Origin of the sequence: Paenibacillus algorifonticola, from assembly GCF_050481745.1 — a bacterium.
GTDB lineage: Bacteria > Bacillota > Bacilli > Paenibacillales > Paenibacillaceae > Pristimantibacillus > Pristimantibacillus algorifonticola_A.
This window is the reverse complement of the sequence record NZ_JBCNGR010000017.1, coordinates 143,342-158,990: the sequence shown is the minus strand read 5'-3', so window position 1 is coordinate 158,990 and position 15,649 is coordinate 143,342. Positions and strand designations below refer to the sequence as shown.

Sequence of the window (15,649 nt, the reverse complement as noted above, 5' to 3'; positions counted from 1 at the left end):
TTGCCTCCTCGAAGATCGTATAAGGCTGTTCCCTCTCGCTGTATATGCCACTATTTATATATCGGTTAAAGGCATGTCTTCAGTTATAGCTTCCTATGCGACCTTTGACTCAATTTAACGCCTCGGCGCGTCCCCTTTTAAACGCCCTACCCGCGCAAACGGCTATGCAAGCGCTGCTTCTGCCTAACTCCTTAGAAGCGAGGCTTCTTGCCAAGCTTGTCCAAGTTATCAAGCAGAATGCCGGTACCTTTAACGACGCAATGCATCGGATCTTCCGCAATCAGTACCGGAACCTTGAGTTCTTCCGCAAGCAGCGTATCCAGGCCATTCAGCAATGCACCGCCACCGGTCAAAATAACGCCCCTGTCAATAATATCTGCCGACAGCTCAGGCGGCGTTTTTTCCAGTACGGACTTCGCCGTTGCCACGATTGACATGACCGAATCCCAAAGCGCTTCTTGAATCTCTTCCGAATGAATCGTCATGGTAAGCGGCAAGCCCGTTACCATATCGCGTCCACGGATATCCATTTCCGAGCGTTGTCCGTCCTCGTAAACTTTACCGATTTTGATCTTGATATCCTCGCTTGTCCGCTCGCCGATCAGCAGCTTGTACTTATCTTTAATATACTTCATGATCGCAGCATCGAACTTGTCTCCTGCGATTTTAATAGAAGAGGCGGTCACGACGTCGCCCATGGACAGAACCGCTACATCCGTCGTGCCTCCGCCAATATCCACAACCATGTTGCCGCTAGGCTGGAAGATGTCCATTCCAGCCCCGATAGCGGCAGCTTTAGCTTCCTCTTCCAAAAATACTTCCTTGGCTCCGCTGCGTTCCGCCGCTTCACGAATCGCCTTCTGCTCAACGGATGTAATATTCGTTGGCGCACAAATCAAGATGCGCGGACGGCTCAGCCATTTACGCCCTTCTACTCGATCAATAAACGCTTTCAGCATAATTTCCGTTATTTCGAAGTCAGCAATAACCCCATCCCTTAACGGGCGGATTGCAATAATGTTGCCTGGCGTACGGCCGACCATCCGATGAGCTTCCTCACCAACGGCAAGCACCTTCTTCGTGTCGCTCTCAATCGCGACGACAGACGGCTCATCGAGCACAACGCCTCTCCCTTTTACATGAATAGATACGTTAGCCGTTCCCAAATCAATTCCAATGTCCTTGCTCAGCATAAGGCGTAAGTCCTCCAACGAATAGTGTAAACGCTACGGTCAATTAGTTCCCACGACGTAGAAACCCCTAACGTACATTATTCGCCAAAAAACTATAAAATCCTCTACCCGTTTGTAATAATTTGCGAATAAATTATGTTTTCCCGGCGGCCAGAACTTCCCTCTTCTTCGTGCTCGTTTTCTTATATTTGATTTTCGTTGCTTCACCCCCGCGCAGATGGCGGATTGACTTGTGATACTCCAAAATGTGCTTCACCTGATCCGCCAGGTCGGGGTTAATTTCCGGCAGCCGTTCGGTTAAATCCTTATGGACCGTACTCTTGGATACGCCGAACTCCTTGGCGATCGTTCGTACCGTGTGCTTCGTCTCCACGATGCAACGGCCTATTTTAATGGTTCGCTCTTTGATGTAATCGTGCACGTTCCCGCCTCCCTACTCGAGATAGTTTGGTACATTATATGAGGGGCGCGGGTATATATTCTTTATGGTCAAGCCTGACAAGCCAGTTTGTCATAAAATTTTCATAAAAATACAAAACAGGCAGGGGATATTCCCCTGCCTGCAAGGCCTGAAGACCTATTTTGTTAGCGTTTATTGCTCGCCGACTACGGTGCTTGGATTGACAGCTTTTCCGTTTTCACGCACTTCAAAGTGCAGATGGACGCCCAAATCCTTCTCCTGCTCGTTGCGAGCCGCTTTGGCAATAATCGTTCCCTGTTTCACTTCATCGCCAACTGCCACGTTCACGTCGCTAAGGCTTTGGTAAGTGGTCACCAGACCGTCGCCATGGTTGATTTCGATAATGCTGCCATTCGTCGGATGGTTAAGCACGAGGCTCACTTTGCCCGACATAGCGGCTACCACATCAAACGACCGGTCATTCGGGTCTACAAGATCGATACCCATGTGCGGCGAGAAGGTATTTCCCATCTGCACCATAGCTGCCTGACGCTCATCACTGCTCGCGTTAGCATCATAGAAAGGGGTTTCGATTTGCAGCGCGTCCTTGTTCACAACCGGCCATTGCAACTGCTCGCCTTCGCGAATGACTTCATCAACCGCGCCCTCCGGCTGTGTTACCGTACCCTCGCCTACTGCGGCTTCCGTTTGGCCCGGATGTTCTGAAGCTGTCGTTAGCTTGCTGTCATCCGCCCCCTGGTAGACCCACATTAAGGTTACGATAATTGCTGCCGCGGCCATAAATATTGCTGGCGAAACCCATTTGCGTGCCAGCAGCCTTTTAAATCCATTGCCTGAACCCGCGGCAGATGATGCTCCCAGTCCATTTTTGGGAGTTTCCTCTGAGCCTTGCTTTGGTTTGTTTTGATTGTTCATTTCTATCACCTCACTAGCCATTGTTGCCAGATTCGCTAGGTTTATACGTGAGGGCAGATGGAAAGATCGATAAAAATATAGAGACTTTAAGATTTCGAAAAAGCCTTTGTTTACCTGCGCTAGGAGCGACCAAGCAGCACTCCCGAGAACTTGGAAGCCTGCTCTACCTTCACATCGGTATAATAGTAGGTTAATATATCTTTCGCCGAATAGCCTAGCTTTGCCATGCCGTTCGCTCCCCATTGGCTCATGCCGACGCCATGTCCATAACCATAGGTAGTAATGGTAATGGTCTTATCGTTCATTTTCCATGTAAAAGCGGCTGAGGCTAGTCCCAATCGTTCGCGCACCTCGCGGCCAGTGAATACCGTTCCGGCGATTTCGATTTGGCTGATGCTTTTTCCTGCCGTCGCAGCTAATACCCGAATGGAAGGCTGAACCCTGCTCTCCCCCTGAAGGCCAAGCTTCTCATAAAATTGCGCCAGCGTCAGCTCCACGCTTTCTTTATATCGCGGTGAAAGCTCGATGTCCCATGGACTCGCGACGCTGCGCAAATAAGGAATCCCACTAGACCAATAGTCTTCGGAATTTTCCGTATACCCGCTGCTGGTGGAAAAAAAAGCGGCCTGGATCGGCTCGCCATTATAGGTGACGATTAGTCCCTCCGTCTGCTTCACCGCTTCATTCAGCTTTTTCATATTAGCGCTCTGCTTGGCTCGTTGCCAATGCTGCTTCAGCTGCGCGAGCGGCAAATAGGCCTGATGGGCAATTGTGTCCGTTACGTCTGCCTCTACATGCTCCACGCCGCTGTCATCACCAGAAACGAGGCGGCGTACGATATAGGTGCGTGCGGCTATCGCCTGAGCCTTGAGAGCCTCCAGCTCAAAATCGGCCGGCATTTCCGCTGCGATAACGCCGCGCACATACTCCTCCAACGGCAAGCTTTCCGTGCGCTGTTCCTTCATCATATAGGTGCGTACGATGAGCCCGTTAAGCGCGCCTGTCGTTTTGGGCAACAGCCCGCCCATATGCTGCGCGATGACGGCACTGCCCGCTTCGACTTTATTCGCCCCGCTGCCCCTACCCGTGCCGGGTGGCTCAAAAGCCATCCCCACTGCCTCTTCTGGCTGGGCATTCGCTAGAGTCGCGGGCATGCGAGCTGGCATGCCTCCAAGGGAAACTTTCATTAAAGCTACGGTAATGCCGAGCAATAGACCTATTGAAAATATTGGCACCCAGCGGCTGATCTTCAAGCGTTGCAGCTCTTCTGACACTCTGCGTTCGATTCTTCTTCGTCTCATCCCTGCTCCTTCCGCTACCTTTTTATAGCAATGCCATCCTGCTTAACTGGATAGTTCATTCTATGAGCGGATTTAATAGGGTAGAACAGAAAGGAGAGCTAATCGTGGCGCAGCGCGTCGACTGGCTTCAGCCTCGAAGCTTTATTGGCCGGGAAAATGCCGAACACGATTCCGACAAAAGCAGAGAAGGCAAACGACAAAATGACCGTATTAAACGGAACCGAAGTATCCGTCCCATTCACCACACCGATGACATAGGAACCCAAATAACCGAACCCAATGCCGAGTGCGCCGCCCATGCCGCTAATGACAACGGCCTCCACAAGAAATTGGAACAAAATATCTCTGCGCTTTGCGCCCAGCGACTTGCGAATGCCGATTTCCCGCGTCCGCTCCGTAACGGACACCAGCATAATATTCATGACTCCAATGCCGCCGACGAGCAGCGTAATAGCCGCCACATAAAGCAGCATCGTATTCATCGTCTCATTGACCGAATTAAGCGTCTCGACCGCATCCTGCTGGTTGAATACCCGATAGCTGCTGTCATCGCCCCTGAATTTCTCCAGCAGCTTGGCCTCAAGCGCTGCGACGGTTATATCCATCAGATCAAGATCGGTCACCTTGAGAGCGACTGTACGCACACCGACACTATCAAAAAGCTTTTGCGCCGTCGTGATCGGAATCGCAATTTTTTCATCATTGGAGCCGGTGAGCGAGCTGCCCTTCGCCTCCAACAGCCCGACGATCGTAAAGCGGCTGCCGTTCACTTGAATCGTTTTGCCAACCGGGTCCTCTTCTTCGAACAGCTCCGTTGCCGTATCAACCCCGATTAATGCAACCTTTTGGGTGCTTTTTACATCCATCGAGGCAATGTATCTGCCGGACTGCACGCTGAAATCGCTCACCTGCTCGTAATCCGGTGTAATGCCCTCTACTGTTACACTCGTACTATTTTTCGCATACTTCACCGTTGCACTGCCACTGACCGTCGGGGATACGCCCTCCACATTCGGAATATCAGCCAAAGCCATTGCATCGTCGAGTGAGAGGGAGGTTGCCGTTCCACGGCCTGTTATAGTTACCGACAAGGAGTTGGTACCAAGGCTGGCAACCTGCTCCTCCACTTGCTTCGTCGAGCCTTGCCCCATACCGACCAGCGCAATAACCGTCGCTACGCCGATCAGTATGCCCAGCATGGAGAGGGCTGTTCTAAGCTTGCTTGACAAGACGCTCTTGATCGCCATCCTGAACCCCTGCGTCAGCTTCATCCCTGTCCCTCCCTTCCTCGGTCAGCACGCCGTCCCGCATAATAACCGTACGGCTTGCCCGATGAGCAACCTCCATATCATGCGTAATCAGCACAATCGTGTGACCCTGCTGATTCAAGTCTTCCATAAGCTGCAGCACTTCCTGCCCCGTCTTCATATCAAGTGCTCCAGTCGGCTCATCCGCCAGCAAAATCGGCGGGTTCGTCGCCAGCGCCCGGGCGATGGCAACCCGCTGCTGCTGTCCGCCCGACAGCTCGCTCGGGCGGTGATGCACCCGCTCTCCAAGGCCGACCTGCTCCAGCGCCTTCATCGCCATAGCCCGGCGCTGCTTCGCAGGCAGCCCTCGATAAATGAGCGGCAGCTCGCAATTTTCAAGCGCGGTGAGCCGTGGCAGCAGGTGAAAGCCTTGAAAAATAAACCCGATCTTCTTGTTGCGAATATCCGCCAGCTTATTCTCACTCATTCCTCTAACCTCAATGCCGTCCAGCTTGTAGCTGCCGTCGGTCGGCGTATCCAGACAGCCGATAACATTCATCATCGTTGATTTTCCCGAGCCGGAGGGCCCGACAATGGCGACAAAATCACCTTTTTCCACCTGAAAGGATACGCCTTTAAGAATCGTCACCGTTTCCCGGCCCATCACATAATTTTTAACGAGATGGTTAATGTCGATTAAAATGCTGCTGCTTTCGCTGGTCATGGGCGCCCACCGCCTGCTCCGCCGCCGCCAGTGAATCCGCCGCCGAATCCGACACCTCCACCGCCGAAGCCACCCTGCATCATGCCGCCTCCCATAGTCGCTTGATTTTGCTGGGTCGTCGTTGTTGTCATGCCTACCGTGCCCTGCGGCGTTGGGATAAGCACCGAGTCGCCTTCATTCAGCCCCGAAATAATTTCCACATACGTTTCATCGCTGATTCCCGCTTCTACTTCGACTAACTGCCCTTCCATCTGAGCGCCACCGCGCTGCATGTTTGCCGTGCCTTGCGCCGTTCCACCCGTACCTGCCGCTCCCTGTGCACCATTCACACCTTGAGTGCCCGCTGCGCCTTGTGTTCCACGCGTTCCCTGCGTGCCAGCTGCACCTTGCGCAGCTCCGCCCGCAGCTTGGCCACCGGTTCCACCTTGTGCCCCACGTGTTCCTTGTGCACCCGTACCGTCTTGAGCATCGTTTGAACCTTGAGCTCCGGCAGCGCCTTGTGCCCCTGCTGCCCCGCTTGTACCTTGTGTCCCGCTCGCACCCTGCGTGCTCGTCGTTGGCACGCGAACGAAGGATTTGCCGCCACGTTCAATAACAGCGTCTACTGGTACAACGACGACATCATTTCTGGACTCCAAAATAATGTCCGCTTCCCCCGACATGCCCGTCATCACGCCCTCAATCGTATCAAGCGAAATCGTCACCTCATAAGCGGATACGCCATTAGATGCCGTGCCCTCACGTGCCAAGCTGGCTACTTTGCCTTCGATCGTCTTGTCCGTCAGCGCGCTCAAATACACTTGCACCACTTGGCCTGTTTTGACCGACGGAATGTCCAGCTCATCGACCTGCACGACAAAATCAAGCAAAGCATAATTGACGATAGACGCAATAACCGTATTCGCTACAACCTCGTCTCCAACGGAAACCTCGCTTTCCGTCACCTCGCCATCAATCGTCGCCACAACCTCAGTCACCTTTAGTTGATCTTCCCTCATGGTGCTCAGGCTGTCCTCGTTTTGCTTGATTTCCAGCGCCAGCATCTCCATATCTGTTTTGATGCTTTGCTGGGTCGCCAGTTCATCCTCCGTGCCCGCAGCTTCCTTATATTTGGTCTGATATTGCTCCATCTGCACCTGCTGCTTCTTAATAGAAAGCTCCGTCTGCTCAATCTGGCTATCGTAGTCCTTCTCGGATTCAAACGTTGCCAGCACTTGGCCTGCCTTCACCTTATCGCCGACTTTGAAGTTCAGCTTTGCAATCGTACCGGATACGCCGGACGTTACGGTTTCGCGAGAATTGGCTTCCACACTGCCTGTCGCGCTTATTTTCAGCTCAATATTGCCCCGCGTCGCTTTCACCGTTTGCGAGGTTGCCGCCTGCACCGTCGCCGGCTGCCCCATCTTCAAATAATAATAGGCACCGCCTCCCCCGGCCGCGCCTACTACAAGGATAATACCAAGCCATAGCTTCCACTTTTTCATCGACTGTATTCCACCCTCCGACTGACATATTCGTGACGAATATAGCATGAAAAAATGAACGGAGAATGAACAAGCCTGACCGGGTATCCGCCCTAGCTAGTTCCGCGCTGCAAGAACATCCATCGTTTCTGCCGCTGAAAATAAAAAAGAGAACAGGACATAACCTCTGTCCTGTTCTCAAACCTGGCATGCGCCAGTCACGCTCATGTTTACAGTACCGCTCTAAACTAGCCGCGATGTTGCCCTCGCCTATAGGGAAGCTGCATTAAAGCTGGCGCTCAATATCCCATTTTTTAAATGAAACGAGTGTACTCGTTCCGCCCGAGGCGAAGGCGGCAATGCCTGTCGAGGCTTCGCCCGGGTAAATACGTCCGGTCATCACTTTTTCCCCGCCCTGGAGAAACACCTCAACTGACGACTGATCGACGAAAATGCGCAGCGAAAGCTCGCCGCCTTCCGCCAGTGCAATAGCCGTCCTTCTTTCACCGCCTTGTCCGATACCGGAACAATCCCGATTGAAGCGAAACAGCCCCTCATCCGCATGATAAGCAAGCACCGTCTCTTCTCCTGCCCCATTCGTCCGCAGCTTCAAGCCAAGCTCACGGGCGCTGCCGATACGGAACACTACTTCAAGCTCATAGCAATCTCCCTGTGCAGCAAGCAATTGCTCCCCCGAAAGCTCCAGCCCACTCCGCTCATAGCCATCGCGGCGGTACGCCTTCAGCTCTTCCAGCGGCTGAAACAGCAGCTTCCTATCGCTGCTGCGCAGCACAGCTTCACGCGGCAGCGTCATCGCCCCGGCCCAATAATGGCCGAGCTGGGTCGGAATTTCCTGCTCCCACGTTTCCATCCAGCCGATGACGATGCGCCGGCCTTGCGAGTCCAGCGCCGTCTGCGGCGCATAAAAATCAAAGCCGAAATCAATCGGCTCATAGCCGTCATACGAGAACGATCCTGTCTCCGTATTTAATTTCCCTACCATATAAGTAGTAGAATGCAAATTACGATAGTGGTCGCCTTGAGCAGGCATCCGCTGCGGCGACATCACCAGCACATCATGGCCATCAAGCTCGAACAAATCTGGGCATTCCCAATTGTCGCCCATCTGTCCGTCGCTGCGCGCCATCTCGCCAACAAAGGTCCAATTCACGAGATTCTGTGAACGATAGAGCAAAATCAGGCCATGCCCTGCACCGTCATTTGAGCCGATGACTGTATAATAGCAGCCATCCCGAACAAACACCTTCGGATCGCGAAAATCTTTGCGGCTCGCTCCAGCCGGAATCTGCTCGAGCCCAAGTACTGGATTGCTCACCAGCTTGGCGAATTTCACGCCATCGTCTGATACCGCAATATTTTGCGTCTGATAATAATCCGTATCCGTATTCGGCCCCGTCACTACATGCCCCGTGTACATGAGATGAAGCTTGCCCTCGTGGACAACCGCGCTCCCAGAGAAGCAGCCCCCACTGTCATACGGCTGATCTGGCGCGAGCGCAACCGGCGCATACTCCCATGAAATCAAATCGCGGCTGATAGCATGGCCCCAATGCATCGGTCCCCACGCCGGCTGATACGGATAATATTGATAAAATAAATGATAATGCCCATTATGAAAAATAAAGCCGTTCGGGTCGTTCATCCAGCCAAACTCCGCCATTAAATGATAGCCAAGACGGTACTGCGGACGCAGCAAATGCTTTCTTTCCGCTACAAACTGCTCGGCATTTTCGAGCGTATACAACATGATCAATCATCCTATTCTTACGCGTTTATTTAATGGAGCCTTGCATGACACCTTGAATAATAAATTTTTGTGCGAACAAATAGACGACAAGTATTGGCAAAATAGTGAGCAGCAGGCCAGCCATCAGCGGACCGTAATCGACGGTATAAGTGCCATAGAAATAAAAGGTCGAGAGCGGCAGCGTTCGCTGCTCCGATGAAGTCAGCACAAGCGATGGAAGCAGGAAGTCATTCCAGATCCATAATACATTCAATATCGCAATTGTCACCGACGTTGGTGCGAGTACAGGGAACACAATGCGGAAAAACGTCTGTGTCCGCGTGCAGCCATCAATCATTGCGGCCTCCTCCAGCTCCGCCGGAATGCTTTTCACAAAACCGTGATAAATGAATACCGCAAGCGGGCTTCCAAAGCCGAGATACATATAAATCAGCGTCCATTTGTTATCCAGCAAATGCAGGTTGCCATACACCTTCACAAGCGGAATCATAATCGCCTGGAACGGGATAATCATCGCTGCTACCATCAGGAAAAACGTATATTGATTAAATTTGCTTTGGTTTCGCACCAAGAAATGGGCTGTCATGGCCGCAAGCACCGAGATGAGCAAGACGCTCAGCACCGTAATGATAACCGTGTTCGAAAACGCGGATACATAATTCATTTTCGTAAACGCCGACTCGTAATTCGCCAGATTGAAGCTCTCAGGCAAAGAAAGCGGCGATGCGGTGATCGCTTTATTTTCCTTAAAGGAATTGACGATTAGCAAAATAAATGGAAAGACGAAGGCCACAAGGCCAACCAGCAAAACAATAAACTTGCTCCATTCCATAGAGGCTTTCAAGCGCTTCATCAGGCCTCCACCTCCAGCTTCTTGCTGAAATACACTTGCAATAGCGTAATGCCCGCTACGAGCAGGAACAGTACAAGCGCTTCCGACTGACCTACCCCATAATCTCTTGAGAGGAACGCTTTCTCATACACATGCATCGAGACCATTTCCGTGCTTTTGAACGGTCCGCCCTTCGTCAGCGTCAGGTTCAAATCGTAAACCATAAACGTTCGCTGCAGCGATAAAAATACACATACGATAAAAGACGGCACCATCAGCGGCAAAATCATCGTCCGCAGCTTGCGGAATGCCGTTGCCCCATCAATGCTGGCTGCCTCCATAATATCCTTCGGCACATTCATGAGGCCCGCCACATAAATGACCATCATATAACCGGCATATTGCCACACCGTTACAATTATAAGCGCCAAAAATGCTTTATCCGGATCAGCAAGCCAGGACGTGCCGAATACGGAGATGCCTGCTTTTTGTCCAATGGATACAAGTACGTTAGAAAAAATAAATTGCCATACAAATCCAAGCACAATGCCGCCGACCAAATTCGGAATAAAAAATCCGGCCCGGAAAAAGCTCTGGCCCTTCAAGCCGCTCGATAAAAAATAGGCTAGCAAAAAGGCCACCACATTGACGAGCGCCACACTGATAAACACATATTTAAGCGTTAAATAAAAAGACTTCCAGAATACCGCGTCTTTCCACACATACGCATAGTTTTCAAAACCGACCATCGTACTCGTCGTGGAAATGCCATCCCAATTCGTGAAGGTTAAATAAATGCCGTACACAAACGGCACAATCATGACGGTGGCAAAAGCAAACAGGGTAGGCCCGGTGAACAATAGCCGCAGCCGAAGACGGCTCCAAAGTCCTTTTTCCGATATCATCGTTATCCCTCGCTAACGTTTCATGGAAGCGAAGCGATGGACAAGTCATGCAGGCCTGTCCATCGCATCCTCTTCTAAGCTGTTGTTTGTCGTCTAGTTCACGCTACTTTACAGTCGTCCAGTATTCCTGAATTTCCTTGGCAAGCGTAGCGCGGTCAGCTGCTCCAGCCAAATATTTTTGCATCGAAGCGCCTACCTTGCTCCAGTGATCTGCCGGGAGCGCACTCATCGATTCCTCGATTTTGCCGCCCGTGATATACGCTTGAATGGACTTAGCAAGCGGATCCTGCGGCTCCAGTGTAATGTTTTTGAACGCAGGCACAATGTTCGCTTTATTGATCAGGAAATCTTGGCCTTTCTCTTTATAAACCATCCACTCCAGGAACGTTTTCGCTGCTGCCTGCTGCTCCGGCGTGCTTTTCTCCTTGTCTAGAACGAGACGTTTCGAGACAGCGGCGGAAATTTGCGTGTTGCCGAAATCATCCGGATTGTTGCTGATCGGCACTGGCAGGAAGCCGTATGCGCCGCTTGCTGTATCAAAGCTGCTGATTTGCGGCCAAGCCCAGTTGCCCTGGAACCAAATGCCAACCTCGCCTTTGCCCAATACCTCAGGACCCTTCTCATATGTTCCTGCGAGCGGGGAAGCTTTATCAATGTTGTGCTCCTTCATAATGTCGAACGTATCCATCAGTCCGTTAAACACTTTGTTGGTCGCAAGATCAACACTTCCAGCCTTCAGGTCGGTAATAAACTGGTTCACCACTGCTTTATCGGCTGATTGCCCCGCATAAGCGAGTGGAAGGTAGTGGGCGGCAAGCGACCAATCCATTGGAGAGACGATCAGCGCGCCAGTACCGGAGGCTTCGATCTTTTTAAACAAATCTTCCAGTGCCTGCGTCGTCGTAATAGTAGCCGGATCGAAGCTGCCGCCAACTGCTTTGTCTACGACCGCTTTGTTGTAAATAAAACCGTAGCCTTCAATCGATAGCGGGAATGCATAGTTTTTGCCATCGAAGGTCGTCAGATCCGTGCTGCCGTCAACCTTGTCAGACATCCATTTTTCCCCGCTCAGATCGACGAGGCGATCCTTGAACTTCTCCACATCCCCTGTATCCAGCATCGTAATCGTCGATGGGCTATTCGCCGCATACAGCGCGGATGCTTTCTCAAATGGCGACTGTCCTGCCGGAACCGGAATGATCTCCAGCGTAATATTCGGATAATCCTCTTTAAACGCTTTCGCTGCATCTTCAAGCTGCGTTTGAATTTCCCCTTTGGAATTCAGCAGCGTAATTTTCACATCTCCTGAAGCACTTCCACTATTTACGCCGCCTTCAGCTGTGGATGAATCTGTAGGTGTTGAGCCAGCGTTGCCTCCGCACGCCGTTACTACGATAACCATTACCAAAGATACGAGCAGAGCCTGCAAGCTTTTCCAAGATTTCATTTGTTCGTCCCCCGATTCTAAATGATAAATATTCTATGCTGGAACCGATTTATAAACCGCTTTCATTACGTATTATAGTCTGTGATAAAAAATATGTCAATCGTTTGACATGTCAAACGATTGACATTTCGAAATAAAAATAAAAATCCCTTGCTGTATAAGGGATTTCAGCCTTTCCTAAGTCGTCAGGCGCTCCACCAGCTCGACATCCAAAACATACCGGTGCTCCAGCGGCTCATCGTTCATTTGCCGGATGATCGAGTCAACCGCAGTCCGCCCGATTTCGGCAATTGGCTGGCGAATCGTCGTTAGCGCCGGTGTTATCCAGTGGGCCGCGCTCACATCATCATAGCCAATAATTTTTATCTGCTCCGGAATATGTTTGTCGGCCTTGCGGCATTCCTTCACCGCAAAGGAAGCGATAATATCGCTAGTCGCAAACAAGCCATCGATATCAGGATGCTCCGCAAACAGACGGCTCATAATCTGCTCATACTGCTGCTCGTCAAATACATTCATATCCGTTTGGATGATAATTGGCTCGATCTCATTTTCCGCCATCACGTCACAAAAGGCAGCCGTCCGCTCGTTTGCCAGCAGCTGAAGCTCTAAATTCCCGCAAATATGCGCAATTTTTGTGCACCCTTTGTCTACAAGCAGCTGTGCCGCGAGCCTGCCGCCCTCGTAATTGTCCGATGAAATAAACGGGATTTCCTCGCTAATCTGTCGGTCTATCGTCACAATCGGAGAATGCAGCTCCTTGTACTCCTTAACCTCAAGTGTATGGCTGCCCATAATAATGCCATCTACCCGGTTCCGCTTGAGCATATCGATGTATTCCTTCTCCTTCACAGGATCAAGATGCGAGTTGCAGAGCATAATTTTATAGCCGTTTTCGTAGGCATAACGTTCAACATGGCTGGCCAGCTCGGCGAAGAAAGGATGCGCTACATTCGGAATAATGAGCCCGATCACATTGGACTGCTTGCGCAGCAAAGAACGCGCCAGCTCGTTCGGTTGATAATTCAGCTCCTTCATCGTCTGGAACACCTTATTGCGGGTCGTCTCGCTAATATACCCCCTGTTGTTTAATACGCGGGAGACCGTCGTAACCGATACTTTCGCTATCTTCGCGACATCATGAATAGTTGCCATAAAATCTCCTTCTCATTATCCAGAAAGTTATACGCTTACAAATTATGCTTTCATCATACCACACGAAAACAATCTTTATATGTAAAATGCAAACGGCGCTGCCCGTTATGGATGGCAACGCTCGTATAACGGAGAAAATAGAAACGCGAGTACAAAAGAACAGCTTATAATGCTTTAATTTCAAAAAAAGAGCCGTTCACATCGCCCCATCCGGCGCGTCTGCAAACAGCTCTGCTCTTATGCCTATTAAAGGGTTAAGCCCAAGTAGGCTGAACCTTCAAAACCGTTGCTTCCTTCTCACGCTTGAAGCTAGAAGCCGAATCCAGCTCAACTGCTGCAATAACAGCGGCCGTTTCCTTCGCTTGTTCTACAGCAGCGACCGCTTTAGCTTGAAGGACATTTTCCACAACAGCCGCCTGCTTCTCTTCCTCCTCCGCTTCAACGCGGTGAATGAGCGCTCCAAGCGAAGCCAGCTTGCCTGTAATATCTACATAACCGCGGTCTACGTGGTGGATACCCGTTACTTCCGTCTCGCCATCAGCACGCAATGCTGCACAGATCAGGGCTGCGCCTGCACGCAGGTCCGTCGCACATACTTTCGCGCCAGTTAGCGGCATATTGCCGCTAACGATAGCGGAGCGGCCTTCGATCTTAATATGTGCATTCATCTTCTGGAATTCTTCCACATGCATGAAGCGATTCTCAAAAACCGTTTCGGTTACGACCGACGTACCCTCGGATACGAGCAGCAGCGCCATCATTTGCGATTGCATATCCGTCGGGAAGCCCGGGTGCGGCAACGTCTTCACGTCTACCGATTTCAGCGGATAATCCGCTTTAACCCGAATGCCGTTATCCGACTCCAGCACCTCCACGCCCATCTCTTGCAGCTTGGAAATGACCGGTGTCAAATGATCGCCTATCGCTCCTTCTACAAACACGTCGCCGCCTGTAATCGCTGCAGCAATCATGTAAGTGCCTGCTTCTACACGGTCAGGAATAACATGATGCGTTACACCGTGCAAGCTTTCAACGCCTTCGATGCGAATGAGGCCTGTTCCTGCGCCGCGAACCTTCGCACCCATCGCATTCAAATAATTAGCGAGGTCGACGATTTCCGGCTCCTTCGCGGCATTTTCAAGCAGCGTTGTGCCTTCTGCGAGTGCAGCAGCCATCATAATGTTCTCAGTAGCGCCTACGCTTGCTACGTCGAGATATATTTTTGCGCCCTTGAGACGCGAGCTTGTGCTTGCTTCAATGAAGCCGTGTCCGAGCGTAATTTCCGCTCCCATCGCTTCGAAGCCTTTCAAATGCTGATCAATCGGACGTGTTCCAATCGCGCAGCCACCCGGAAGTGAAATACGCACCTTGCCAATCCGTGCAAGCAGCGGTCCCATAACAAGGAAGGAAGCACGCATTTTGCGAATCAGCTCATAGGGCGCCTCGTAAGAAGCAATCGTTCCCGCCGAAATTCTCATTGTTGTATCTTGATACGATATCGTTGCGCCTAATGATGCCAATACCTTCTGTATAGTCATGACATCGTCGAGGAGGGGAACGTCACAGATGACGCTGTCTCCTTCCGTCGCAAGTAAAGAGGCTGCTAGAATGGGGAGTACTGCATTTTTTGCACCGCTGACACGTACCGTTCCCGATAAACGCTTGCCTCCGCGGACGATAATTTTGGTCATCTTATGGTTCCCTCCGCGAACTGAATTTCTGTCTCTCGCTTTAAAATTATTGTTTAAAAGTGAAAAATTCCCGTCTTAATCCAAACTCCATATTAACACTTATCTACACTAATCGACAAGCTTTAAATTTCCTTGTAACCGCAGCATTTAAAGCAGCCCGATCCTGACCCTAACATCCTATGCTGAACGATGCTTTTAGGTGTTGCCCTGCCTGATACTGGAACAAAATTCCCGCACTTGTATAGCGTTCGGAAGCAGGCGGGATTTTAAGTCCGTCATGTATTACCCATTGTTAACATATTCCGCTCTCGTTATTCGACAAAACTCTTCAGCATTGTCGTCCAAGACCAGTAATCCAAAATGAAGCTGGCAAATGCGTGCCCCAATATGATTGCTACAACCGCCTGAAACATGCGAGCCTTGGGGCTGCGGGGAAACGCAAAAAACGCTTCCCATTTTATCTCCTGCATAATAAACCATATAAGTACAATGCTAACGAGCGTTACAACGATGGAGAACAGCCCCGTTACTCCTGTGGCTGTCTGCATGTTGTTCAACATATCCTGTGTCAAACCCATCTGTGCTTC

14 protein-coding genes are annotated in these 15,649 nt (G+C 51.0%); all 14 read right to left on the bottom strand.

Going from position 1 to position 15,649, the window contains the following annotated elements; translation table 11 throughout:
- Positions 1-191: 191 nt before the first annotated feature.
- Positions 192-1,193, bottom strand: a complete 1,002-nt coding sequence (locus tag ABEW34_RS16980; protein WP_056036837.1) for a rod shape-determining protein — start codon at positions 1,191-1,193, stop codon at positions 192-194.
- 133 nt (positions 1,194-1,326) lie between these two features.
- Complete coding sequence (gene spoIIID / locus ABEW34_RS16975) at positions 1,327-1,614, bottom strand: sporulation transcriptional regulator SpoIIID (RefSeq protein WP_046231346.1); 288 nt, start codon at positions 1,612-1,614, stop codon at positions 1,327-1,329.
- 171 nt (positions 1,615-1,785) lie between these two features.
- Positions 1,786-2,529, bottom strand: a complete 744-nt coding sequence (locus tag ABEW34_RS16970; RefSeq protein WP_430160346.1) for a peptidoglycan DD-metalloendopeptidase family protein — start codon at positions 2,527-2,529, stop codon at positions 1,786-1,788.
- Positions 2,530-2,648: 119 nt separating this feature from the next.
- On the bottom strand, positions 2,649-3,830 hold the full coding sequence (gene spoIID, locus ABEW34_RS16965; RefSeq protein WP_430160345.1) for a stage II sporulation protein D: 1,182 nt from the start codon (positions 3,828-3,830) through the stop codon (positions 2,649-2,651).
- Between the two features lie 98 nt (positions 3,831-3,928).
- Positions 3,929-5,101, bottom strand: coding sequence for an ABC transporter permease (locus ABEW34_RS16960; protein WP_430160344.1), 1,173 nt, complete (start codon positions 5,099-5,101; stop codon positions 3,929-3,931).
- Complete coding sequence (locus ABEW34_RS16955) at positions 5,043-5,801, bottom strand: ABC transporter ATP-binding protein (RefSeq protein WP_430160343.1); 759 nt, start codon at positions 5,799-5,801, stop codon at positions 5,043-5,045. The genes ABEW34_RS16960 and ABEW34_RS16955 overlap by 59 nt, the downstream gene beginning before the upstream one ends.
- Positions 5,798-7,285: an efflux RND transporter periplasmic adaptor subunit gene (locus ABEW34_RS16950; RefSeq protein ID WP_430160342.1), complete on the bottom strand. Its 1,488-nt coding sequence runs from the start codon at positions 7,283-7,285 to the stop codon at positions 5,798-5,800. The genes ABEW34_RS16955 and ABEW34_RS16950 overlap by 4 nt, the downstream gene beginning before the upstream one ends.
- 265 nt (positions 7,286-7,550) lie before the next feature.
- Positions 7,551-9,032, bottom strand: coding sequence for a glycoside hydrolase family 32 protein (locus ABEW34_RS16945; protein ID WP_430160341.1), 1,482 nt, complete (start codon positions 9,030-9,032; stop codon positions 7,551-7,553).
- 25 nt (positions 9,033-9,057) lie between these two features.
- The gene (locus tag ABEW34_RS16940; RefSeq protein ID WP_430160340.1) at positions 9,058-9,885 is read right to left on the bottom strand and encodes a carbohydrate ABC transporter permease; all 828 of its coding nucleotides are present in this window, start codon (positions 9,883-9,885) and stop codon (positions 9,058-9,060) included.
- Positions 9,885-10,769: a carbohydrate ABC transporter permease gene (locus ABEW34_RS16935; RefSeq protein WP_430160339.1), complete on the bottom strand. Its 885-nt coding sequence runs from the start codon at positions 10,767-10,769 to the stop codon at positions 9,885-9,887. Before ABEW34_RS16935 ends, ABEW34_RS16940 begins: the two co-directional genes overlap by 1 nt.
- Positions 10,770-10,872: 103 nt before the next feature.
- A complete protein-coding gene (locus ABEW34_RS16930) occupies positions 10,873-12,216 on the bottom strand; it encodes an ABC transporter substrate-binding protein (RefSeq protein ID WP_430160338.1) in 1,344 nt (447 codons plus the stop codon).
- A 177-nt stretch (positions 12,217-12,393) separates the two neighbouring features.
- Positions 12,394-13,371 carry a LacI family DNA-binding transcriptional regulator gene (locus ABEW34_RS16925; protein ID WP_430160337.1) on the bottom strand — a complete coding sequence of 326 codons (978 nt, stop codon included), beginning with the start codon at positions 13,369-13,371 and terminating at the stop codon, positions 12,394-12,396.
- A 254-nt stretch (positions 13,372-13,625) separates the two neighbouring features.
- A complete protein-coding gene (gene murA, locus ABEW34_RS16920) occupies positions 13,626-15,062 on the bottom strand; it encodes a UDP-N-acetylglucosamine 1-carboxyvinyltransferase (RefSeq protein WP_430160336.1) in 1,437 nt (478 codons plus the stop codon).
- Between the two features lie 311 nt (positions 15,063-15,373).
- Positions 15,374-15,640, bottom strand: coding sequence for a DUF1146 domain-containing protein (locus ABEW34_RS16915; RefSeq protein ID WP_430160335.1), 267 nt, complete (start codon positions 15,638-15,640; stop codon positions 15,374-15,376).
- Positions 15,641-15,649: the final 9 nt, after the last annotated feature.